General features: G+C 69.9%; 20 protein-coding genes. 15 read left to right on the top strand and 5 right to left on the bottom strand.

Going from position 1 to position 21753, the window contains the following annotated elements; all coding sequences use genetic code 11:
* Positions 1–29: 29 nt before the first annotated feature.
* Complete coding sequence (locus ACH492_RS37360) at positions 30–680, top strand: TetR/AcrR family transcriptional regulator C-terminal domain-containing protein (RefSeq protein WP_398993520.1); 651 nt, start codon at positions 30–32, stop codon at positions 678–680.
* Positions 681–872: 192 nt separating this feature from the next.
* On the opposite strand, the gene ACH492_RS37355 is transcribed toward ACH492_RS37360, so the two are convergent.
* Positions 873–2204 carry an alpha-2,8-polysialyltransferase family protein gene (locus ACH492_RS37355; protein WP_398993469.1) on the bottom strand — a complete coding sequence of 444 codons (1332 nt, stop codon included), beginning with the start codon at positions 2202–2204 and terminating at the stop codon, positions 873–875.
* The gene (locus ACH492_RS37350) at positions 2204–3187 is read right to left on the bottom strand and encodes a glycosyltransferase family 2 protein (RefSeq protein ID WP_398993468.1); all 984 of its coding nucleotides are present in this window, start codon (positions 3185–3187) and stop codon (positions 2204–2206) included. The genes ACH492_RS37355 and ACH492_RS37350 overlap by 1 nt, the downstream gene beginning before the upstream one ends.
* 187 nt (positions 3188–3374) lie before the next feature.
* Between ACH492_RS37350 and ACH492_RS37345 the strand changes: the two genes are divergently transcribed.
* From ACH492_RS37345 to ACH492_RS37285, 13 genes are all read left to right on the top strand, one after another.
* Positions 3375–4700: a DUF6716 putative glycosyltransferase gene (locus ACH492_RS37345; protein ID WP_398993466.1), complete on the top strand. Its 1326-nt coding sequence runs from the start codon at positions 3375–3377 to the stop codon at positions 4698–4700.
* 50 nt (positions 4701–4750) lie between these two features.
* Positions 4751–6058 (top strand): cytidylyltransferase domain-containing protein, encoded by a 1308-nt coding sequence (locus tag ACH492_RS37340; RefSeq protein ID WP_398993464.1) that lies wholly within the window; start codon positions 4751–4753, stop codon positions 6056–6058.
* A 13-nt stretch (positions 6059–6071) separates the two neighbouring features.
* Positions 6072–6995 (top strand): N-acetylneuraminate synthase family protein, encoded by a 924-nt coding sequence (locus ACH492_RS37335; RefSeq protein ID WP_398993462.1) that lies wholly within the window; start codon positions 6072–6074, stop codon positions 6993–6995.
* A 105-nt stretch (positions 6996–7100) separates the two neighbouring features.
* The gene (locus tag ACH492_RS37330; protein WP_398993460.1) at positions 7101–8183 is read left to right on the top strand and encodes a hypothetical protein; all 1083 of its coding nucleotides are present in this window, start codon (positions 7101–7103) and stop codon (positions 8181–8183) included.
* 162 nt (positions 8184–8345) lie between these two features.
* On the top strand, positions 8346–9569 hold the full coding sequence (locus ACH492_RS37325; RefSeq protein WP_398993459.1) for an amidohydrolase: 1224 nt from the start codon (positions 8346–8348) through the stop codon (positions 9567–9569).
* A 481-nt stretch (positions 9570–10050) separates the two neighbouring features.
* Positions 10051–11097, top strand: a complete 1047-nt coding sequence (locus tag ACH492_RS37320; protein ID WP_398993457.1) for a BMP family protein — start codon at positions 10051–10053, stop codon at positions 11095–11097.
* A 179-nt stretch (positions 11098–11276) separates the two neighbouring features.
* Positions 11277–12869: an ABC transporter ATP-binding protein gene (locus ACH492_RS37315; RefSeq protein WP_398993455.1), complete on the top strand. Its 1593-nt coding sequence runs from the start codon at positions 11277–11279 to the stop codon at positions 12867–12869.
* Entirely contained in the window at positions 12866–13972 is a 1107-nt protein-coding gene (locus tag ACH492_RS37310; RefSeq protein ID WP_398993453.1) for an ABC transporter permease, read from the top strand. The genes ACH492_RS37315 and ACH492_RS37310 overlap by 4 nt, the downstream gene beginning before the upstream one ends.
* Complete coding sequence (locus ACH492_RS37305; protein ID WP_398993451.1) at positions 13969–14100, top strand: hypothetical protein; 132 nt, start codon at positions 13969–13971, stop codon at positions 14098–14100. Before ACH492_RS37310 ends, ACH492_RS37305 begins: the two co-directional genes overlap by 4 nt.
* Positions 14097–15362 carry an ABC transporter permease gene (locus tag ACH492_RS37300; protein ID WP_398993449.1) on the top strand — a complete coding sequence of 422 codons (1266 nt, stop codon included), beginning with the start codon at positions 14097–14099 and terminating at the stop codon, positions 15360–15362. Before ACH492_RS37305 ends, ACH492_RS37300 begins: the two co-directional genes overlap by 4 nt.
* The gene (locus ACH492_RS37295; protein ID WP_398993447.1) at positions 15359–15760 is read left to right on the top strand and encodes a cytidine deaminase; all 402 of its coding nucleotides are present in this window, start codon (positions 15359–15361) and stop codon (positions 15758–15760) included. Before ACH492_RS37300 ends, ACH492_RS37295 begins: the two co-directional genes overlap by 4 nt.
* Before the next feature lie 105 nt (positions 15761–15865).
* Positions 15866–17143 carry a thymidine phosphorylase gene (locus ACH492_RS37290; protein WP_398993445.1) on the top strand — a complete coding sequence of 426 codons (1278 nt, stop codon included), beginning with the start codon at positions 15866–15868 and terminating at the stop codon, positions 17141–17143.
* Positions 17144–17297: 154 nt separating this feature from the next.
* Positions 17298–17579 carry an STAS domain-containing protein gene (locus tag ACH492_RS37285; RefSeq protein ID WP_398993443.1) on the top strand — a complete coding sequence of 94 codons (282 nt, stop codon included), beginning with the start codon at positions 17298–17300 and terminating at the stop codon, positions 17577–17579.
* Here the strand turns inward: ACH492_RS37285 and ACH492_RS37280 are convergent.
* The 3 genes from ACH492_RS37280 to ACH492_RS37270 all read right to left on the bottom strand — a co-directional run bounded on the left by ACH492_RS37280 (position 17576) and on the right by ACH492_RS37270 (position 20737).
* A complete protein-coding gene (locus ACH492_RS37280) occupies positions 17576–18574 on the bottom strand; it encodes a sigma-70 family RNA polymerase sigma factor (RefSeq protein ID WP_398993441.1) in 999 nt (332 codons plus the stop codon). The two genes, ACH492_RS37285 and ACH492_RS37280, sit on opposite strands and share 4 nt — an antisense overlap.
* A gap of 67 nt (positions 18575–18641) precedes the next feature.
* The gene (locus ACH492_RS37275) at positions 18642–19310 is read right to left on the bottom strand and encodes a L,D-transpeptidase family protein (protein WP_398993518.1); all 669 of its coding nucleotides are present in this window, start codon (positions 19308–19310) and stop codon (positions 18642–18644) included.
* A 158-nt stretch (positions 19311–19468) separates the two neighbouring features.
* Positions 19469–20737, bottom strand: a complete 1269-nt coding sequence (locus ACH492_RS37270) for an MFS transporter (protein WP_398993439.1) — start codon at positions 20735–20737, stop codon at positions 19469–19471.
* Positions 20738–20799: 62 nt separating this feature from the next.
* On the opposite strand from ACH492_RS37270, the gene ACH492_RS37265 reads away from it, so the two are divergent.
* Positions 20800–21753: a LysR family transcriptional regulator gene (locus ACH492_RS37265; RefSeq protein WP_307661516.1), complete on the top strand. Its 954-nt coding sequence runs from the start codon at positions 20800–20802 to the stop codon at positions 21751–21753.

Below are 21753 nucleotides of genomic sequence, written 5' to 3'. Positions count from 1 at the left end.
GGTTCGGAGGATGCGCTTAACGCTGTTAAATTGTCAAGGTGGCTACGGAACGACTCGACCGGATCCGGGTGGCGAGCACCGCCCTGCGCCTGCTCAACGAAGTGGGCCTCGAAGGGCTGACGCTGCGCGCCATCGCCAAAGAGCTCGACGTCAAAGCCCCCGCGCTGTACTGGCACTTCAAGGACAAACAGGCGCTGCTCGACGAGATGGCGACCGAGATGCTGCGGCGGATGGCGGCGGACATCCAGGAGTCGGACCCGTCGGCCGACTGGCGCGCGGGCCTCGCCGCGGCTATGCGAGGGCTGCGTAAGCATCTGCTGCGCTACCGCGACGGCGCGAAGGTCTACAGCGGCACTCATTTCACCGACATGAGCTACGCGGGACCGATGGAGGCGCATCTGCGCATGCTCACCGGGGCGGGTTTCACCCCGGCGGCGGCCGCGCGCGCCTGGCTCACCGCGTACAGCTACACGATCGGTTACGTGATCGAGGAACAGGCCATGGGCCCGGACCCGGCGACCGGTACGGAGGGCTACGACCTGGCGGCGCGCGCCGAGCGGCTGGCCGAGTATCCGCTGGCCGCGGCGGCGGGCGAGGAGATGTTCGCGGGGCGCGATGCGGGGTTCGAGGCGGGGCTGGCGGCGGTGGTGGCGGGGGTGGGGGCGGTGCTGCTGGGCTAGCGCCTGCGGCGGGCCTGTTCCCCTACCTTCCCCCTACGCCCTGGCGGGCGTGGGGGGGACCCCTTTCCTGAGGCTCCGCCCCTGACCCCGCTCCTCAATCGCCGGAGGGGCTGACAAAGTCAGCCCCTCCGGCGATTGAGGACAACGCCCGAAGGGCGTACCGGGGTCCGGGGCGGAGCCTCAGGAAAAACCTCAGCCCAGCGCCACCCGCTTCAGGCGGCGCGCCCGTCGCACCACCCTGCGCACCGCCGCGTTCCGCGGCACCGGAATCCCGCCCGGCAGACCGAGCACCGTCAGTCGGCGGCGCTTGAAGTAGCGCCAGGTGTGCGAGTCCAGGTGGCCCCTGAGATAGCTCTCCGCCGCCGCGCGCAGATCCGGCCTGAGCTGCGCCTGCATCGCGAAGCCGACCGTGTTGAGCAGGCCGGTCACCGTCTCGTCCGCCTTCCTCGGCGCGCCCGATTCGCCCTCCGCCAGATCGGGCAGCAGCGCGTCGACGATCGTCAGCGGAATCCGGTTGCTGTTCTGGTACGGCGTGAGCCGGTCGAGAAGCGGCTCGGTGCCGATCCGGGCCACCGGGATGCCGTAGAACGTGCTCGCAGTGAACAGCGCGGTCGAGAAGCAGCCTGCCACCAGTGCGGGCCGCAGCTGACGGTAGAGCACTTCGGCGATCAACGGCCGGTCCAGGACGGTCAGTTCCGCCTCCAGCTTCTCCGCCTCACGCTCCAGCGTGCGCGTCCAGGAAGCCGGGGCCGTGGGGTGCGGCTTGAATACAATCCGGCGGTGGCCGAGCGCGACCGCGCCCCGCACCATCCGGACGTGGAGGGCCTCTTCCTCCTCGGGCGTGATGATGCCGAGCGCCGCGAGGTACTGGCCGAGCAGCAGGGCAGGGCCGTCGTCCGCCGCAGTTCCCGCGCCGGGTGCCACATCCGTGACGGCGTCGGAGAGTTCGGCGACGACCTTGACGAACGCCTCCGTCGGGACGACCTGCGGCTGCGCCCCGAACTCCGCGAGCAGCAAAGGCTTCAGGCCCGGCACGAGGTCCAGGTGGAACAGCCTGCGCACCCGCTCGCCGACCAGCGGGTCGATCTTGCTGCGGGTCGGTCCGTAGCTCATCAGCCCGTCCGCGTACACATCCAGCGTCGCGTCCGGGAAGAGCTGCGCGATCGCCAGCGCCGGGTTGACCTGGATGGACTCGACGGCCAGCTCGATCCGGTCGTCACCGAGGTCCCACAGCATCCGCAGATACCGCTCCCACAGCGGGCCGTCGTCCGAGCGCGGGGCCCAGCCGCCCGGATGAAAAGGGGAGATCGCCTCGTTCCAGGAGAGCACCCCGTCGAAGCGGCCGCGCAGCTGCTCGAAGCCGGGCATCGTGTCCAGGGAAGGCGAAGTCTCCGGTGTCGCCGCGTTGTTGGCGACCAGCAGGAGGCGCCGGTCGGCGGTCGCGAAGCAGCCGCTGTCGATCGCCGCGGCCAGCGTGGCGGCCCCGTACAACGAGGACGCGTAGAAGATCTGGGTCGTACGCATCAGGCCGCTGCCTCCCCGGAGAGCGGGGTGGGGCGGCGGCGCAGCCTGCGCAGCCTCGATGCGCGCTCGACGTCCATCGAGTCGAGCGCGTCCTTCAGAATGTCCTGCGGCATCCGCTTCAGGGCCGCCGCGCTCATTGCACGCAATTTCCGCGCCACTGCGGGTTCGAACCTCTCTACTGATCCCAAGTGGTGGGAAATGACGGCACAGTACGTTCGCACGGCTTTTGGCAACAGCCGAGCGGAATCCGGATCCATCGCCGTTTCTTCGAGTACCTGGTCGAATGCCCGGATGAAATCAAGCTGGCGAATGTCACCAATTTGTGTCAGGGATGATGCAACGCCGCGTCGGTAGAAGATCCCCAAGTGGCTGATCGCGGCAAAAGACTCGGCCTCGCGGTGCAGCCGCCAGATCCACGGCCGGTCCTCGGCGGTGCGCAGCCCGTGCGTGAAATGCAGCAGCCCGCGCTCCGCGAGCCGCCGGTGGTACATCCCGGCCCAGGCGAAGGGGTAGTCGACGCCGGTCGACCGGTCGGCGGGCAGTATCGCGTCCCGCGGCCGCAGCACCTCTCCGCGCCGGCCGACCGGGACGCGGTGGACCGTGCGGGCCCTGGCCGTGCACTGGACATGGTCGGTGCGGACGAAGTCGCAGCCGAGCTCCTCGATGGCCGTGAGCAGGCGCTCGTAGTGGCCGGGCGCCAGCCAGTCGTCGCCGTCGAGGAAGGTGAGGTACTCCCCGCTCGCGGCGTCGAGGCCGGTGTTCCGCGCGGTGGCGAGGCCGCCGTTCTGTTCATGTCTGATCAGCCGAGCCCCCGGAACCTCACGCTCCGCGCGCTCCAGGATCTCCGGCGTCCCATCTGTCGAGCAGTCGTCGACAAGCAGGAATTCGAAGTCCTCGCGGGCGTTCGCCTGGAGACTTCTCAGGGTGTCGGGGGCGTATGTCTGCACGTTGTAGAACGGCACGATGACGGAGAGCTTAACCACCCGCGTGAGGTTAGGCCGAGACCCGGCATTCGTTCTGTCGCTGGGAGGGATGGCGGGTGAACGCAGGGCGGCGAGTCCGTTAACCAGCTTGATTCATGGGCATTTTCGCCAACCGTAGACGCGCTGTTAACCAGCTGTTGTGGTCGAGTTGGGCCGTCAAACGGAATGCCTTTCTAACGTCCTCGGCGTGCCATCAAGTACAAGCGAGGCCGTACGGGTCGCCGTACTCGCCGACTCCGACACCCGGTGGAAATGGGGCGCGCTCACCGCGCGTCGTATCGCCCCCGCCGACGCCCCGGACTCCATCGAGCTGAGCGGCTTTCTGCTGCGCGGCCGGGCCACTCCCACGGCCCGCCAGCTCGCCGAAGTCAAAGTGCGCGCCGACGAGCTGCGCGAGGTGACCGGGAACGAGTTCCTGCGGGCGATGAAGGACGAGCCGTACGACGTGGTCGTGCTCTCCCTCGTCGGCGGCGCGGTCCAAGCCATGCTGCACGGGCTCGCCGCGCTGGCGCTGCCCCGCAGGCCCGTCGTCGTCACCGGCTATGTCGGCGTCGTCTACGAGAAGCTCGCCGACGGCCTGCTGCTGCGGCACGGCGCGGACGTCGTCCTCGCCAACTCACGGCACGACGCGGACCGGTTCCGCGCGGTGTACGAGGGCGTGGGCGCCGATGCCTCGTCCGTCACCGAGGCCGCGCTGCCGTTCCTCGGCGGCGCGCCCTACGAGGCCGCGGACGACCGCGACACCGTGGTCTTCGCCGCTCAGCCCTCCGTGCCCGAGTCCCGCGCCCACCGGACCTATCTGCTGCGGCGCCTGGTCGAGCACGCCAGGCTCCATCCGCACCGCGAGGTGCTGCTGAAGCTGCGCTCCAAGCCCGGCGAGCACACCACGCACCTCGAAGAGCTGCCGTACCAGAAGCTCGCCGACAAGCTGCCCGGCGGACTGCCGCCGAACTTCAAGCTGGTCTACGGGCACATGGGCGAGGTCCTCGACCGCACCGACCTGCTGGTGACGGTCTCCTCGACGGCCGCCCTGGAGTCCCTGCACCGGCGCATCCCCACCGCGGTCCTCAGCGACCTGGGTGTGCGCGAGGCGCTCGGCAACCACCACTTCCTCGGCTCCGGGCTGCTGACCTCCTGGGACAGCCTGGACGGCGGCCACCGGCCCGCCCCCGACCCGGACTGGCTGGCGCTGCAGGGCGTCGCCGCGGACGGTACGTACGACACGGCCTTCGACGCCGCCCGCAAGCGCGTCGCCGAGCTGCTCGAGCAGCCCGAGCTCCCGCCGATCGCGCCGTACTACACGCCCGCCACCGCGCCCGGCTATCTGCCCGGCATCCTCGCCCGCCACCACCTGGCCCCCGACGGCACCCCGCGGCCGGGCGTGACCCCGAAGGCAGAGGCCACCGGCATACGGCGCGTGGTGCGCGACGCCATACGGAACGCGGCGCGCGGCGCGTACCGCCACGGCGTGCAGCGCGTCGCCCCCGTCATCCGCCGGATGGGCGAGCTGTGACCCCCGCCGCCCCGGGCGCCTCCCCTCAACTCCCGTACTCAGGAGCACAGATGACCGTTCTCGCCGTGATTCCCGCCCGTGGCGGCTCCAAGGGCGTACCGGCAAAGAACCTGGCCCCCGTCGGCGGCGTGCCGCTCGTCGCACGCGCCGTCCGCGAGAGCCTCGCCGCCCGCCTGGTCACCGATGTCGTGGTCTCCACGGACGACCCGGACATCGCGTCGGCGGCTCGCGGCGCGGGCGCCGAAGTGGTGCTGCGGCCGGCCGCGATCGCCGGGGACACCGCCACCAGCGAGGCGGCGGTGCTGCACGCGATGGACGCGCACGAGGCGATGCACGGCGCGCCCGTGGACGTGGTCCTGCTCGTCCAGTGCACCAGCCCCTTCCTGACGCGCGCCGACGTCGAGGGCGTCGCCGCCGCGGTCGTCGAGGACGGCGCGGACAGCGCGGTCACCGTGGCCCCCTTCCACGGCTTCGTCTGGCGCGAGCAGGGCTCCGACTCCGGCGCCGGGCAGCCCGCCACGGCGGCCATCGGCGCCCAGCGCGTCGGCGGCTCCACGGCAGTGCTCCTCGAGACCGCCCCGGCCCGCGGACACGGCGTCAATCACGACGAGTCCTTCCGGCCGCGCCGCCAGGACCGGCCGCAGGACTTCCTGGAGACGGGAGCCGCGTACGCGATGTCCGCCACCGGTTTCCGCGAGGCCGGGCACCGCTTCTTCGGCCGCACTGCGCTGGTGCGTACCGACCCCGCCCGCGTCCTCGAGGTCGACGACCCGCACGACCTCGCCAGGGCCCGCGCGCTCGCCCCGCTGCTCGACATCTCCGCGCTGCCCACGCGCGACGACGTCGACGCCGTCGTCCTGGACTTCGACGGCACCCAGACCGACGACCGCGTGTACATCGACGCGGACGGGCACGAAACCGTCGCCGTGCACCGTGGCGACGGCCTCGGCATCGCGCATCTGCGCAAGGCCGGCCTGGAACTGCTCATCCTGTCCACCGAGCAGAACCCGGTCGTCGCCGCCCGCGCCCGCAAGCTCCAGATCCCCGTCCTGCACGGCATCGACCGCAAGGACCTCGCACTGAAGCAGTGGTGCGAGGAGCGCGGAGTCGCGCCGGACCGGGTGCTCTACGTCGGCAACGACGTCAACGACCTTCCGTGCTTCAACCTCGTCGGCTGGCCCGTGGCCGTCGCGAGTGCGCACGGCTCCGTACGTGCCGCAGCGCGTGCCGTCACTGCCACGCGCGGCGGCGAGGGGGCGATCCGCGAGATCGCCTCCTGGCTCCTCGGCCCGACTCTCAACACCCCTGCGAACACCCCAGACACCCCTGCCACCTCCCACAACTCCCCCGAGAAGTAAGGAACGACCCCTCATGAGCACGTCCCGTCTGCGCACCCTCGGCACCAAGACCGCGGGCCCCGGTCACCCCGTCTACGTCACGGGTGAGATCGGCATCAACCACAACGGCGACCTGAACAACGCCTTTGCGCTCATCGATGCCGCCGCCGACGCCGGCTGTGACGCGGTCAAGTTCCAAAAGCGCACCCCGGAGATCTGCACCCCGCGCGACCAGTGGGACATCGAGCGCGACACCCCCTGGGGCCGGATGACGTACATCGACTACCGCCACCGTGTGGAGTTCGGTGAAGACGAGTACCGCCAGATCGACGCGCACTGCAAGAAGCGCGGCATCGACTGGTTCGCGTCCCCGTGGGACACCGAGGCCGTCGCCTTCCTGGAGAAGTTCGACGTCCCCGCCCACAAGGTCGCCTCCGCGTCGCTCACCGACGACGAGCTGCTGCGCGCCCTGCGCGCCACCGGCAAGACCGTCATCCTCTCCACCGGCATGTCCACGCCGAGGCAGATCCGGCACGCGGTCGAGGTGCTCGGCAGCGACAACATCCTGCTCTGCCACGCCACGTCGACGTACCCGGCGAAGGCGGAGGAGCTCAACCTCCGCGTCATCAACACCCTCCAGGGCGAGTACCCGAACGTCCCGATCGGCTACAGCGGCCACGAGACCGGACTGCAGACCACCCTCGCCGCGGTCGCCCTCGGCGCCGCCTTCGTCGAGCGCCACATCACCCTCGACCGTGCCATGTGGGGCTCCGACCAGGCCGCCTCCGTCGAGCAGGGCGGCCTGCAGCGCCTGGTCCGCGACATCCGCACCATCGAGACCGCGCTCGGCGACGGCGTCAAGAAGGTCTACGAGTCCGAGCTCGCCCCGATGAAGAAGCTGCGCCGCGTCGCGGGCGTCGTCGCCGAGGGCGGCGACCGCGAGCCGGCCCAGGTCTGACAGGCCTGGCGCCGTGCTGTGCCTCCCCGGGGGCGGGCCCCCGGACCCCCTGTCCCACAAGCAGGCCAGCGGGCTGGCCGACCCGGCACCACGAGGTGAAAATCGGTGAACCTCGCCTTTGTCGAGAGTCCGGTCCAGCTCCTGAACGTCCTGGAGTGGGCCCACGCACAGCACGGTGCGCCGCTGACCGGTGTCCCGACCCAGCCGGCAGGCCCGGCGGGCACGGCACGGACCGGCGCCGCCGACCTCACGGTGGTTGTTCTGTCGCCCACCGACCCTATGTCGCGGGGCCAGCTGCGCCGCATGGCGGAGCTGGCCCGCGACGAGGGGTACACGGTGCGCTGGCAGGAGGCGCGCGGCCGGGCGGGCGCGCCGCTGAAGACGGTGCGCGAGCTGGCCCCGCTGCTGCATCGCGCGGAGCGCATCGTCATCGGGGACCCGTTCTCCCGCTACGTACAGCTGCTGCTGACGCTGGTCGGCAGCAAGGATCTGACCGTGGTCGACGACGGCACCGCCACGATGGAGTTCGTGGCACAGCTCGCGCGCGGCGAGAAGCTGGTGCGCTGGCACCGGCGCGGCAGGCGGGGGCCGCGCGAGCTGGTCCTCGCGCCGGTCACCTTCCTGGCCCGCCGCCGGCTCACCCCGTCGCGCAGCCGCGATGTCGAGGTCTTCACCTCGATGCCGGTCGAGCCGCCGCAGGGGATCACGGTCACTGAGAACCGGTTCGGCTGGACCCGCTCCAGGTTCGGTCCGCCCAAGATCACTCGGGGCGCGGACCTGGTCGGGACGTCGCTGGTGGAGACGGGGGTGGTCGACCCGGACCAGTATGTGGAGGCGGTCGCGGCCCTGGCCCGTACTCACGGCGCCACCCGCTACTTCGCGCACCGCCGCGAGAGCTCGGAAAAGCTCCACCGCCTCGCTGTCGAGACGGGCCTGGAGATAGTGCGCCCGGACCTGCCGCTGGAGCTGATCGCCCGCCGCGGCCCGATAGGGGCCACGGTCCTCAGCTTCCCCTCGACCGTGGTGCACACCCTGCCGCTCGCCCTGGTGGGCACCGGAATCAGGGTCGCGGTCTGCGACATAGCTCCCGAATGGCTCAGGGACAGCGCCTCCCCACGGGCCCAGGGGTTCCTGGCGGGGGTCACGGGGACGGCTCAGGATGTGCAGCGGCTGCCCGCACCCGCTTGAAGGCCTGATCTGCCGGGCGAGAAGAAGGAGTGAGTTTACCCACACGGGTGGACAACCATGCACCTCGGGGCCGTCTTTCCTTCCCCTATCGGGCTGAACTTTTGTTGATCAGTGGCCAGTTGGACCCCACCTGGGCTTACTCTTCAACAGGTGAACCAACTCATGTCCCCCGAGTCAGACGCCGACCTGCGCGGGGAAGCCGCACTGCCCGGCACGCTGTCTGAACCGCTGCGCGCCGAGCTGATTGCCTTCCGCCGCGACCTGCACATGCACCCGGAGCTCGGCAACCAGGAGTTCCGCACCACCGCCGCGCTCAAGGCCCGCCTGGAGCAGGCCGGCCTCTCGCCGCGGGTGCTCGCCATCGGCACCGGACTCGTCTGTGACATCGGGACCTGGGACGGGGTACGTCCGCTGTTCGCAATCCGCGCCGACATCGACGCGCTGCCCATCCCCGACACCAAGACCGGGGTGCCCTACCGCTCCACCGTCCCCGACCGCGCCCACGCCTGCGGGCACGATGTGCACACCACCACGGTCCTCGGCGCCGGGCTCGTCCTCGCCGAGCTCGACCGGCAGGGTCTGCTTCCGCAGCCGGTCCGGCTGATCTTCCAGCCCGCCGAGGAAGTGCTGCCGGGCGGCGCGCCCGACGCCATCGAGTCCGGTGTGCTGGACGGCGTCGGCAAGATCATCGGGGTCCACTGCGACCCCAGGGTCGACGCGGGTGTCATCGGGCTGCGGTCCGGACCCATCACCTCCGCCTGCGACCGGCTGGAGGTCACGCTCGACGGCCCCGGCGGTCACACGGCCCGCCCGCATCTGACCACCGACCTGGTCACCGCGGCCGCGAACGTCGTCACCGAGGTCCCGGCCCTGCTCGCCCGCCGCGTCGACGCCCGCTCCGGCCTCGCCATCACCTGGGGCCGCATCGAGGCGGGCCACGCGTGCAATGTCATCCCGCAGCACGCCGAGCTGTCCGGAACTGTTCGCTGCCTCGACCTGCCGGGCTGGCGCGCTGCCCCCGACCTGGTGCACGCGGCCATCGACGAGATCGCCACGCTGCACCGGGCCAAGTCGCAGGTCAACTACATTCGCGGGGTCCCGCCGGTGGTCAACGACCCGGTGGTGACCGAGCTGCTGCGCGACGCGCAGACCGCGCGCCGGGGATCGTACGCAATCGAGGACACCGAGCAGAGCCTGGGCGGCGAGGACTTCTCCTGGTACCTGGAGCATGTGCCCGGCGCGATGGCGCGACTGGGCGTGCGTACGCCGGGTGACACGACCCGGCGCGATCTGCACCGCGGCGACTTCGACGCCGACGAGCGCGCGATCGAGGTCGGTGTCGAGCTGTTCACGGCCGCGGCCCTGATCGACGGGCTCCCCGCCTGAACCGAAGAGGGCGGTAGGGCGCCCGTGATTCCGCGGGTGCCTTCCATTGCTCCGGCGAGCGGAAGCGGCCGGTCCGGCGCAGTGCGACACAGCGAATCGTCCCCGATTCCCGCTGGGTGAGAGTCGAAGTTCCGCGCGTTCCCACGTGCTGAACCCTTTGCGGGAGCCGCTCTGCGGAATAGAGAATCCCGCTCATTCGCCGTGCCGGATGTCGCGAAGGCGAGACCTCCCCGGCTCAAGGTGGGTCACTGCCGGTGACCGTGCGATGTGCTTCATGTAGCGAAATGTGTCCGGAATATGGATCATGTGAAGTATGTGAGCTATATGGAAGAACGTCGGCCATGCGTAACCGCGAAGTCCGCCACGCGTCGATCCGATAACGACTGATGAACGGGTCTTTAACTGACATCTACGCGCGTTACGATCGCCGCGAACGCAGCGCCGGAAGTGGCGCTTTCGGCCAGGTCTAAGGAGCCTTTCCGTGCGCCGGATCACCAGGATCGCCACCGTGGGCATCGCCTCCGCGGCTCTCGCACTCTCCGCCACCGCGTGTGGCGGCAAATCGTCTTCCGAGGGTGGCTCGGACAAGGGCGCCACCGCCGCCATCGCCTACGACATCGGCGGCCGTGGCGACCAGTCCTTCAACGACGCCGCCTACGCCGGTCTTGAGAAGGCCGAGAAGGACCTCGGCATCAAGGGCACCGAAGCCGAGCCCAGCGAGGGTGAGGGCGACCCGGACAAGGTCCAGCGCCTCACCGAGCTGGCCCGGGCCGGCAATAACCCCGTGATCGGCGTCGGCTTCGCCTACGCTCCGGCCATCGCGGAGGTCGCGCCGAAGTTCCCGAAGACCACCTTCGGCCTCATCGACGACACCTCGAAGACCGGCAAGAACATCGCCAACCTGGTCTTCAACGAGGAGCAGGGCTCCTACCTGGCCGGTGTCGCCGCCGCCAAGGTGACGAAGTCCAACACCGTCGGCTTCATCGGCGGTGTCGAGACCCCGCTGATCAAGAAGTTCGAGGCGGGCTTCGTCCAGGGCGTCAAGGACACCAACAAGAGCGTCAACGTCAAGGTCCAGTACCTGACCCAGCCGCCGGACTTCGGTGGCTTCTCCAAGCCCGACCTGGGCAAGGCCGCCGCGCAGGGCCAGCTCGACGCGGGCGCCGACGTGATCTACGCCGCCGCCGGTCTCGCCGGCTCGGGTTCGATCGAGGCCGCGGCCAAGGCCAAGAAGTGGGCCATCGGCGTCGACTCGGACCAGTACAACCAGAAGGGTCTGGCGCCCTACAAGGAGTACATCCTCACCTCGGTGACCAAGGATGTCGCGGACTCCGTCTACAACCTGATCAAGTCGGTCAAGGACGGTAAGCCGCAGTCCGGTGAGGTCCGTTACGGCCTCGCCAAGGACGGCGTGGGCCTGGCCGCCTCCAACCCGGCCTACACCAAGCTGACCGAGGTGACCGCCGCGGTCGACAAGGCCAAGGCCGACATCACCGCCGGCACGATCAAGGTCAAGACCGCTCCGTAACCGCGCGGCCCGGAACCGAAGGCCCGCGGGTCCGGAAGGACGGCGAACAGCCGCCCTCCGGACCCCGGGCCGGTTTCCGGCCACGGGTTTTCCATATTCGCCGGTGCTACGCGCGTAGATAGCTCTCTGACGCGGTAACTTCGCCCCGCCCCCTGCCTCCAGCCAGTCCGCCTGCCCCCATGCTCCTTTCCCGCCAAGGAGAGTGCGTCATCAACGCGTCCAGCCCTCCTGCCGCCGTAGAACTGCGCGGCATCACCAAGCGCTTCCCCGGCGTCGTCGCCAACCACGACATCGACATCACCGTCGGCAAGGGCACCGTCCATGCCCTCGTCGGTGAGAACGGTGCCGGCAAGTCGACCCTTATGAAGATCCTCTACGGCATGCAGAAGCCGGACGAGGGCACCATCACCATCGAGGGCGACCACGTCACCTTCTCCAGCCCGGCCGACGCCATCGCGCGCGGCATCGGCATGGTCCACCAGCACTTCATGCTGGCCGACAACCTCACCGTGCTGGAGAACGTGGTTCTCGGCGGCGAGAAGCTGTACGGCATCGGCGCCCGGGCCCGTAAGAAGATCAAGGAGATTTCGGACGCGTACGGGCTGAACATCCGCCCTGACGTCCTGGTCGAGCAGCTCGGCGTCGCCGACCGCCAGCGAGTGGAGATCCTCAAGGTCCTCTACCGCGGCGCCCGCATCCTCATCCTCGACGAGCCCACCGCCGTGCTCGTCCCGCAGGAGGTCGACGCGCTCTTCGACAATCTGCGCGAGCTCAAGGCCGAGGGCCTGACCGTCATCTTCATCTCGCACAAGCTGGGCGAGGTCCTGTCGGTCGCCGACGAGATCACGGTGATCCGCCGCGGCACGACGGTCGGCACCGCCGACCCCCGCACCACCACCACGAAGCAGCTCGCCGAGCTGATGGTCGGCAGCGAACTGCCCTCGCCGGAGACCCGTGAGTCGACGGTGACGGATGTGCCGATGCTGCGGGTCTCGGACCTCAGGCTGACCGTGACCGACCCCGACGGCGTCATCCGCGAAGTGCTCGCCGGGATCACGTTCACCATTCACAAGGGTGAGGTCATGGGCATCGCCGGTGTCGAGGGCAACGGCCAGACCGAGCTCATCGAGGCCCTGATGGGCATGCGCGACCCCGACGGCGGTGTGATCACCCTCGACGACACCGACATCTCGCACGCGCCGACCCGCAAGCGCCGTGAGGACGGCATCGGCTACATCCCCGAGGACCGCCACCGGCACGGTCTGCTGCTGGAGTCCCCGCTCTGGGAGAACCGCATCCTCGGCCATGTCACCGAGCGCCCCAACAGCAAGAAGGGCCTGCTCGACCTCAAGGGCGCCCGCGCCGACACCGAGCGGATCGTCCGCGAGTACGACGTCCGCACCCCCGGTATCGAGGTCACCGCGGCATCCCTGTCCGGCGGCAACCAGCAGAAGCTGATCGTCGGCCGCGAGATGAGCCACGCGCCGAAGCTGCTGATCGCCGCCCACCCCACCCGTGGTGTGGACGTCGGCGCGCAGGCGGCGATCTGGGACCAGATCCGTGAGGCGCGCCACGAGGGCCTCGCGGTGCTGCTGATCTCCGCCGACCTGGACGAGCTCATCGGGCTCTCCGACACCCTGCGGGTGATGTACCGGGGCCGGCTGGTCGCGGACGCCGACCCCGCCGCGATCACCCCGGAGGAGCTGGGCTCGGCCATGACCGGCGCCGCCACCGGCCACCTTGAGCACGACGAGAACGGTGAGGGCCGATGAAGAAGTTCGACAAAGACCGGCTGATCCTGGGTCTCGCCGGCCCGGCGCTCGCCCTGGTCGTGGCCTTCGCGCTCACCTCGGTGGTGCTGCTCGTCTCGGACCGGAATCCGGTCGAGCCGTACCAGCTGATGTGGGAGAACGCCGAGTACACCGACGTTCAGGTACTGATCCTCAATCAGGCGGGTACGTACTACCTCGCCGCCCTGGCCGTCGCCATCGGCTTCCGGATGAACCTGTTCAACATCGGTGTGGACGGCCAGTACCGCCTCGCGGCGATGCTCGCGGCGGTCGTCGGCGCGTCCGTGGAGCTGCCGGGTCCGCTCCACATCCTGCTGATCGTACTTGTCGCCATGTTCGTCGGCGCCTTCTGGGCCGGAATCGCGGGCATTTTGAAGACCACCCGCGGGGTCAGCGAGGTCGTCTCCACGATCATGCTCAATGCGATCGCCACCAGCCTGATCGCGTGGATGATCCTGCCGGCCAACCTCGGTGTGCAGCCGGAGGGTTCCAACGACCTGACGACGGGTGAGATCTCCGAGTCCGGCTGGTTCCCGGGCGTGGACGTCGACGGCGGAGTCATCTACGGCTTCACCTTCGTCGCCTTCGCGCTCGGCATCGTCTACTGGTTCGTGCTCAACCGCACCCGCTTCGGCTTCGACCTGCGCGCCACCGGCGCCAGCGAGTCCGCCGCCCAGGCGAGCGGCGTCGACGCCAAGAAGATGGTCCTGACCGCCATGCTGATCTCCGGCGCGGTCGCGGGTCTGTCCGGTCTGCCGCTCCTGCTGGGCCAGACCCACACGTACAGCCTGAGCTTCCCGGTCGGTGTCGGCTTCACCGGCATCACCATCGCCCTGCTCGGCCGCAACAACCCGGTCGGCATCTTCTTCGCCGCACTGCTCATCTCCTTCCTGGAGAAGACGTCGGCCTCGCTGGACCAGCACGGCTACGAGAAGGAGATCGCCACGATCATGCAGGGCCTGATCGTGATCTCGGTCGTCGTGTCCTATGAACTCGTCCGCCAGTACGGGCTCCGCCGTCAGCAGCAGAAGGTCGGCGAGGAGCTTGCCGCGCAGGCCCGCAAGAAAAAGGAGGTCGTTCTGTGAGCGACGCACGCGAGGCCGCCGGTCCGCAGACGGAGACGAAGGCCGCACCGCTGCGCCGAGCGGGCGGAGATGGGGGCACCACCCAGGCGTCAGCTCTGGGGGAGAAGGAAAGGAGGGAGGTCGCATGAGTACGAGCACCGTCTCGATGGCGAGCACCGCGCCCAAGAAGGGCGGCGGACGCCGCAAGCTGTCCCTGCCGGTCATCATGCTGATCATCGCGGCCGGCCTCGCGCTGTTCTCGCTGGTGCGTGTGATCAGCGGCGCGAACGACCTCACCTCCGTCGGCCAGGTCGCCGGCGCCCTCCAGCTGGCTGTGCCGATCGGTCTTGCGGGACTCGGCGGTCTGTGGGCGGAGCGGGCCGGCGTGGTCAACATCGGCCTCGAGGGCATGATGATCCTCGGCACCTGGTTCGGTGCCTGGGCGGGCTACCAGTGGGGTCCGTGGACCGGTGTCCTGGTGGGCATCGTCGGCGGCGCGCTCGGTGGCCTGCTGCACGCGATCATCACGGTGACGTTCAACGTCAACCACATCGTCTCCGGTGTGGCCATCAACATCCTGGCCGTGGGCGTCACCCGCTATCTGTCGAACTTCACCTTCGCCAATGCCGAGGGCGGCTCGTCCAAGCAGTCCCCGCGCATCGACCAGATCACGGAAATCACCATCCCGGGACTCTCGGACTGGCTGGCGGACGTCCAGACCAGGCACTGGTTCTTTATCTCCGACCTGGCCGGTGTCCTCGGTGGTCTGGTGACCAACCTGTCGCTGCTGACGGTCCTGGCGATCCTGCTGATCCCGGGCACCTGGTGGGTGCTGTGGCGTACGTCCTTCGGTCTGCGGCTGCGTTCCTGCGGTGAGAACCCGGTCGCTGCCGAGTCCCTCGGCGTCAACGTCTACAAGTACAAGTACATCGCCGTCGTCGTCTCCGGCGGTCTGGCCGGTCTCGGCGGCGCCTTCCTCGCCATCGTGTCCACCGGCATCTACCAGGAGGGTCAGACCGGCGGCCGCGGTTACATCGGTCTCGCCGCGATGATCTTCGGCAACTGGATGCCGGGCGGCATGGCGCTGGGCGCCGGACTCTTCGGCTTCACCGACGGCCTCAAGCTGCGCGGCGGCGCCCAGAACGTCCACGCGATGCTGCTTCTGCTGGCGATCCTGCTGGTGGTGGTCGTGGTCTGGCAGCTGTACAAGAAGAAGTACCTGCAGGCCGTGATCGCCGCGGCCGTGTCCGCTCTGCTGTTCACCTGGTACTCGCTGACCGACGCGCTGCCGAGCCAGTTCGTGGACGCCGCGCCGTACGTCACCACGCTGCTGGTCCTGGCGCTGTCCGCGCAACGCCTGCGGCCGCCCAAGGCCGACGGCATGCCGTACCGCAAGGGCGAGGGCAAGTGACCGCCGCCGCCCGGGAAGTCGACTGGGGAGCTCTGCGCGAGCGGGCGCGCGAGGCCATGTCGCATGCGTACGCCCCCTACTCGGGCTTCCCGGTCGGCGTGGCCGCGCTCGTCGACGACGGCCGTACGGTCGTCGGCTGCAACGTCGAGAACGCCTCGTACGGCCTGAGCCTGTGCGCGGAGTGCGGTCTGGTCTCCGCGCTCCAGGCCACCGGCGGCGGCCGGCTGACCCATTTCACCTGCGTCGACGGCCGTGGCGAGATCCTGGTGCCGTGCGGCAGGTGCCGGCAGCTGCTGTTCGAATTCGGCGGCCCCGAACTGCTGCTGCAGACCCCGGAAGGGGTGCTCCCGCTCTCCGAGATGCTGCCGCAGGCCTTCGGGCCCGGGCATCTGCGCTAGCCCCTCGGCCTCCCGCTCCGGCGGGAGGCCGTTTTCCCTACTCTCTATGCGTGCAGAGGCGCGTAGAGCGCACATTGCGCGTACTGCGCACACTGGAGGACTTCCATGGACGCCATCTCCGTCATCCGCACCAAGCGGGACCGGGGCGAGCTGAGCCCCGAGCAGATCGACTGGGTCATCGACGCGTACACCCGCGGCGAGGTCGCCGACGAGCAGATGTCGGCGCTGGCGATGGCGATCCTGCTGAACGGCATGAACCGTACGGAGATCGCCCGTTGGACTGCCGCGATGATCGCCTCCGGTGAGCGCATGAACTTCGACGCGCTGTCCCGCCCCACCGCCGACAAGCACTCCACCGGTGGCGTCGGCGACAAGATCACGCTGCCGCTCGCGCCCCTGGTGGCCGCGTGCGGCGCCGCCGTACCGCAGCTGTCCGGACGTGGCCTCGGCCACACCGGCGGCACCCTCGACAAGCTGGAGTCCATCCCCGGCTGGCGCGCGCTGCTGTCCAACGAGGAGATGCTGCACGTCCTGGACTCCACCGGCGCGGTGATCTGCGCGGCGGGCGACGGACTCGCCCCGGCGGACAAGAAGCTGTACGCGCTGCGCGATGTCACCGGCACCGTCGAGGCGATCCCGCTCATCGCCTCGTCGATCATGTCCAAGAAGATCGCCGAGGGCACCGGCTCGCTGGTCCTGGACGTCAAGGTCGGTACCGGCGCGTTCATGAAGACCATCGAGGACGCCCGCGAACTGGCCTCCACCATGGTCGCGTTGGGCACCGACAGCGGTGTGAAGACCGTCGCGCTGCTCACCGACATGTCCACCCCTCTCGGTCTCACGGCGGGCAACGCGCTCGAGGTCCGCGAGTCCGTCGAGGTGCTGGCGGGCGGCGGCCCCCAGGACGTCATCGACCTCACCGTGGCCCTCGCCCAGGAGATGCTCGCCGCGGCCGGCATCAAGGACGCCGACCCGGCGAAGGCACTCGCCGACGGCTCCGCCATGGACGTCTGGCGCCGCATGATCGCCGCGCAGGGCGGGGACCCGGACGCCGAACTCCCGGTCGCCCGCGAGCAGCACGTGATCACCGCCCCGTCGTCGGGTGTCCTCACCCGCCTCGACGCGTACGGCATCGGCGTCGCGGCCTGGCGCCTCGGCGCGGGCCGCGCCCGAAAGGAGGACCCGGTCCAGGCGGGCGCGGGCGTCGAACTCCACGCCAAGCCCGGCGAGCCGGTGACCGCGGGCCAGCGCCTGCTGACCCTGCACACGGACACCCCGGAGAAGTTCGAGTACGCCCTGAAGTCCCTGGAGGGCGTGTTCGACATCGCCTCGTCGGACACGGAGTTCACCCAGAACCCGATCGTGCTGGACCGCATCGCCTGACGCGGCGCCCCGACTGGCAGGCCGATGAGAATCGGCCTGCCCCGCGGTCCACAGAGCAGGGACAGATCTGCCACCGCGACCGGACGGGACGTGAACCATGAGCCGCAGACCGGGTACGGCGATGAGTTCCGCCCGAAGGGGCAGTCTGCTCCGTGTGGACGCCACACGAGCGATCGTCGTGCGCATCGCCGGGAGAGTGACCCCGGCCGATGTGCCGTGCCTGTGCGAGGAGTTGAGCGTGCGGCTCACCGGTGCCGGGGCCACAGAGGCGATCTGTGACGTCGGCGGGCTCACCCATCCCAACCTCGCCGCCGTCAACGCCGTCGCCCGCCTCCAGCTCACCGCCCGGCGGCTGGGCTGCCGGTTCCGGCTGCGCGATGCCGGGCCCGAGCTGGTGGCGCTGCTGGACCTGGTCGGTCTGGGCGAGGTCGCCTAGCTCTCGGGCGCGCCCTCCTTGTCCAGCCGGGGCGGCAGGTCGAACAGCGGGAACCAGCGCTTGGTGTCCAGGAAGAAGTCCATCCCGCCGACCCTGCCGTCCGAGATCTCCAGCACGATCAGTGCCCACGGCTCGTACCCGTCGCCGGACTGGCTCGGGTGGTAGTGCGCGAAGGCCGGCGAGCCGTTCGCCACGGTCGGTACCAGCTTCGAGCCGCGGCAGACCTCGCCGACGCCGAGCATCCAGCCCACTATGTCGTCATGGCCGCGCAGCCACAGGTCGTACGGCGGCATCGACATCGTCGCGTCCTCGTGCAGCAACGCGGTCAGCGCCTTCATGTCGTAGCCCTCGAAGGCCGCGACATAGCGCTCCAGCAGCTTCTGCTGCTCCTCGTCCAGCGGGTCGGCCGAGTCGGTCGAGGCCGGCTCCGATTCGGCGAGCGTCGCCCGCGCCCGCTGCAACGCGCTGTTGACCGAGGCGACCGTGGCGCCGAGCAGCTCGGCCACCTCGCTCGCCTGCCAGGCCAGCACCTCGCGCAGGATCAGCACCGCACGCTGCTTGGGCGGCAGATGCTGCAGCGCCGCGACGAACGCCAGCCGGATGGTCTCCCGCTCCACCGCCGTCTCCGCCGGGTCGGCGGCAGACCGCAGCACCCGCCCGTCCGGCACCGGCTCCAGCCAGGTGATCTCCGGGCGGGAGGTGAGCTGTGCCTGGGCCACCGGCGTGGCAGCCGTGAGGTCCATCGGGCGGGCCCGGCGGTTGCCGGCGTTGAGCATGTCCAGACAGACGTTCGTCGCGATGCGGTAGAGCCACGACCGCAGCGACGACCGCCCCTCGAACTTCTCGAAGTTCCGCCAGGCCCGCACCATGGTGTCCTGGACGGCGTCCTCCGCCTCGAAGGCCGAGCCCAGCATGCGGTAGCAGTAGCCGGTCAGCTCCCGTCGGTACTGCTCCAGCCTGGAGTCCAGGTCCTGCGTCGCTCCCAGATCACTCATCGGGTCCACCCCTGTCGCCCTTGGCACCAGCCGTTCGGAACCTACAGGAGGGGACTGACAATGCGGATCAGGTTCCGGGCTTGCGCCCGTAGACGTAGACGTCGTCGCCGTTCTTCAGCAGATTCCAGTATGCCTTCGCGTCCGCGGGGCGCATATTGACGCAACCGCCGGAGCCGGGCGGGTTGTACATCGACTTCGTGGTGGAGTGGAAGGCCTGGCCGCGGTCGAAGAACTGCGAATACGGCATCCGCACGTTGTAGAGCGTCGACCAGTGGTTGATGCTGCGCCAGTAGATCTTCTTCGCGCCGGTCCGGGTCTCGGTGCCGTTCTTGCCGGTACGCACCGGCACCGGGCCGTATTTGAGGTGCTTGCCGTCCTGGATCCAGGTCAGCTGGCGGGTCAGGTCGACGCAGGCGATACGGCCCTTGTTCGTCGGGCACTTGCCCGCCTTGTTCGGGGTCTTTCCGGCCGCCCGCTGCGCGAGCATCGTGCTCATGGTGCGCCAGGTCACCGGCCCCGCGTAGCCGATCGTCGGGGTGATGCCGTGCTTGGCCTGGAAGGCGCGGATGGCCTTGCAGTCGGCAGTCGACTGCTTCCCGTCCACCGGGCGTCCCAGGAACTTCTCGACCTGCTTCTGGTACGGCCCCGTGGACGTCGTGCACGACGCGGCGTGCGCGGTCCCGCTGCCCAGTGCCACGGTCAGCGGGACCACCAGGCCGGTCAGTCCGAGCACGATGCCCGCCCGCCCACGTATGCCGCGCGTCCGTCTTGTTCCTTGTGTCCCGCCTGTGTCTGCCACAGCCACCAACTCCCCTTTGTGCACTACGCGATTGCGATCGCTCAGTGTTTGACGCTCGTCGGGGAGCAGGAGTTGCACGGATCCGGTGCGGAATCTCAGTGGCGGGCCGCCGCCAGGACCAGCCGGTGCTCGGCCCTGGCCACCCGCGTCCCGTACAGCGTGATCGATACGACGCCGAGGACCGCGAGCAGGCCCAGCAGGACCGTGCCCGCCCAGCCGCCGGAGTGGAAGGCGACCGCGCCGAGCGTGCCGCCCGCGCTGCTGCCGAGGTAGTACGCCGACTGGTAGAGCGCCGACGCCTGGGCGCGGCCCGTCTTGGCCGTACGGCTCACCGAGGACGAGGCGACCGCATGGCCGGCGAAGAAGCCCGCGGTGATCAGCACCAGGCCCAGCAGCACTGCGGCCAGCGACTGTGCAAGCGACAGCAGCAGGCCGCCCGCGGTGGTGGTGACCGCGAGATACAGCGCGCCGCGGCGGCCGAGGCGGGCAACGAGCTTGCCGGCCGCGGCGGAGGAGACCGTGCCGACCAGGTAGACCAGGAAGATCGAGCCGACGATGCCCTGGGGGAGGCTGAAGGGGGCCTCGACAAGCCGGTAGCCGATCACCGTGTAGACCGCGCCGAAGACGGTCATGAACAGTGCGCCGATCGCGTACAGCCGCAGCAGCAGCGGGTCGGCGAGATGGCCGTGTACGGTCTTCGCCAGCGCGCGCGGGTTCAGCGAACCGGGCGTGAAATGACGGGCCTTGGGAAGCATCGCGCGGAAGACCAGCGCGCACACCACTGCCATCAGGCCGACCGCGGCGAGCGCCGCGCGCCAGCCCCACAGCTGGGCCACCCAGCCGGTGACGATCCGGCCGCTCATGCCGCCGATGCTGTTACCCGCCACGAACAGGCCGATCGCGGCGACCAGCGCCTTGGGCCGCACCTCCTCCGCGAGATACGCCATCGCCGACGCCGGCAGCCCGGCGAGCGCAGCGCCCTGCACGGCACGCAGCGCCACCAGCCACTCCAGGCTCGGCGCGAACGGCACCAGCAGCCCGACCACGACGGCGACCGCGAGCGATGCGGTCATCACGGTGCGTCGCCCGTACCGCTCGGAGAGGGCGCTCATCGGCAGCACGCACAGGGCCAGTGCGCCCGTCGCGGCGGAGACCGTCCAGCTGGCGGCGCTCGCGCTCACGCCGAAGTCGGCGGAGACGGCGGGCAGCAGCGCCTGCGTGGAGTAGAGGAGGGCGAAGGTGGCGACACCGGCGGCGAAGAGCGCGAAGCTCATGCGGCGGTAGCCGGGGGAGGAAGGGGCGAGGCGATGGTCGGAGTCGGCGCCCGCAGCGGTGGCGGGCGCCTTGGTACTGGCAGGAGGCATGCATCGAACGTAAGGCTTGGTATTTCATGCGTCCAATGCATGGAATGGCGATAATCGTTCCCATGGTGCATCAACACAGCTCACAGCCGCGGCTGTCACCGAGCAGTTACGAAGAAGACATCACGCTGCTGCTCGCTCCGCGCCTGGCGTACTTCGCCGGAGTGGCCCGCCAGGAGCATGTGACCCGTGCGGCGCAGGAGATGGGCGTTCCGCAGTCGACACTGTCGCGGGCGATCGTGCGGCTCGAGGAGGATCTGGGCGTCGTGCTGTTCGCCCGCAAGGGCCGTACGGTGTCGCTGACGCCGGCCGGCCGGACCTTCCTCACCTCCGTGGAGCGGGCGCTCGCGGAGGTGGAGCGGGCGGCGGAGTCGGTGCAGGCGGACGCGGATCCGGCGGCGGGGAAAGTGGCCTTCGGCTTTCTGCACACGATGGGCTCGGAGACCGTGCCGGGGCTGATCCGGGCGTTCCGGGCGGACCATCCGCGTATCCGCTTCACCCTCGTCCAGAACTACGGCGAGGCCATGATCGAGCGCCTGCGCGCCGGCGACCTCGACCTCTGTCTGACCTCGCCGGTCCCGGACGCGCCCGACCTGGTCGCCCGCCGCCTGGACGAGCAGCGGCTGCGTCTCGTCGTGCCGGACGACCACCGCCTCGCCGCCCGCAAGCGGATCCGCCTCGCCGAGGCGGCCGACGAAACCTTCGTCACCCTCGAACCCGGCTACGGCCTGCGGCGGATCACCGACGACCTGTGCGCGGAGGCGGGCTTCACGCCTCGCGTGGCCTTCGAGGGCGAGGAGGCGGAAACCCTGCGCGGCCTGGTCGCGGCCGGCCTGGGCGTGGCACTGCTCCCACCCCCGGCGGTGGCGCGCCCGGGCGTCGTCGAACTGACGGTGACGGCCCCGCGTGCGGTCCGCGAAATCGGCGTCGCCTGGCTGGACGGCCATCCTGACACCGCCCCGGTGGCGGAGTTCAAACGCTTCCTGCTGTCACGCCGGGGCCACCTGCTGCCGGACTGA

Origin of the sequence: Streptomyces sp. NPDC019443 (genome assembly GCF_044389785.1) — a bacterium.
GTDB lineage: Bacteria > Actinomycetota > Actinomycetes > Streptomycetales > Streptomycetaceae > Streptomyces.
This window is presented reverse-complemented; position numbering and strand designations above follow the sequence as displayed.

Excerpts from the sequence above, each read along its gene's own strand:
- ACH492_RS37355 (WP_398993469.1), bottom strand. The coding sequence starts at position 2,204 with ATGCGTACGACCCAGATCTTCTACGCGTCCTCGTTGTACGGGGCCGCC.
- ACH492_RS37340 (WP_398993464.1), top strand. The coding sequence starts at position 4,751 with ATGACCGTTCTCGCCGTGATTCCCGCCCGTGGCGGCTCCAAGGGCGTA.
- ACH492_RS37335 (WP_398993462.1), top strand. The coding sequence starts at position 6,072 with ATGAGCACGTCCCGTCTGCGCACCCTCGGCACCAAGACCGCGGGCCCC.
- ACH492_RS37325 (WP_398993459.1), top strand. The coding sequence starts at position 8,346 with ATGTCCCCCGAGTCAGACGCCGACCTGCGCGGGGAAGCCGCACTGCCC.
- ACH492_RS37315 (WP_398993455.1), top strand. The coding sequence starts at position 11,277 with ATGCTCCTTTCCCGCCAAGGAGAGTGCGTCATCAACGCGTCCAGCCCT.
- ACH492_RS37310 (WP_398993453.1), top strand. The coding sequence starts at position 12,866 with ATGAAGAAGTTCGACAAAGACCGGCTGATCCTGGGTCTCGCCGGCCCG.
- ACH492_RS37300 (WP_398993449.1), top strand. The coding sequence starts at position 14,097 with ATGAGTACGAGCACCGTCTCGATGGCGAGCACCGCGCCCAAGAAGGGC.
- ACH492_RS37290 (WP_398993445.1), top strand. The coding sequence starts at position 15,866 with ATGGACGCCATCTCCGTCATCCGCACCAAGCGGGACCGGGGCGAGCTG.
- ACH492_RS37280 (WP_398993441.1), bottom strand. The coding sequence starts at position 18,574 with ATGAGTGATCTGGGAGCGACGCAGGACCTGGACTCCAGGCTGGAGCAG.
- ACH492_RS37270 (WP_398993439.1), bottom strand. The coding sequence starts at position 20,737 with ATGCCTCCTGCCAGTACCAAGGCGCCCGCCACCGCTGCGGGCGCCGAC.
- ACH492_RS37265 (WP_307661516.1), top strand. The coding sequence starts at position 20,800 with ATGGTGCATCAACACAGCTCACAGCCGCGGCTGTCACCGAGCAGTTAC.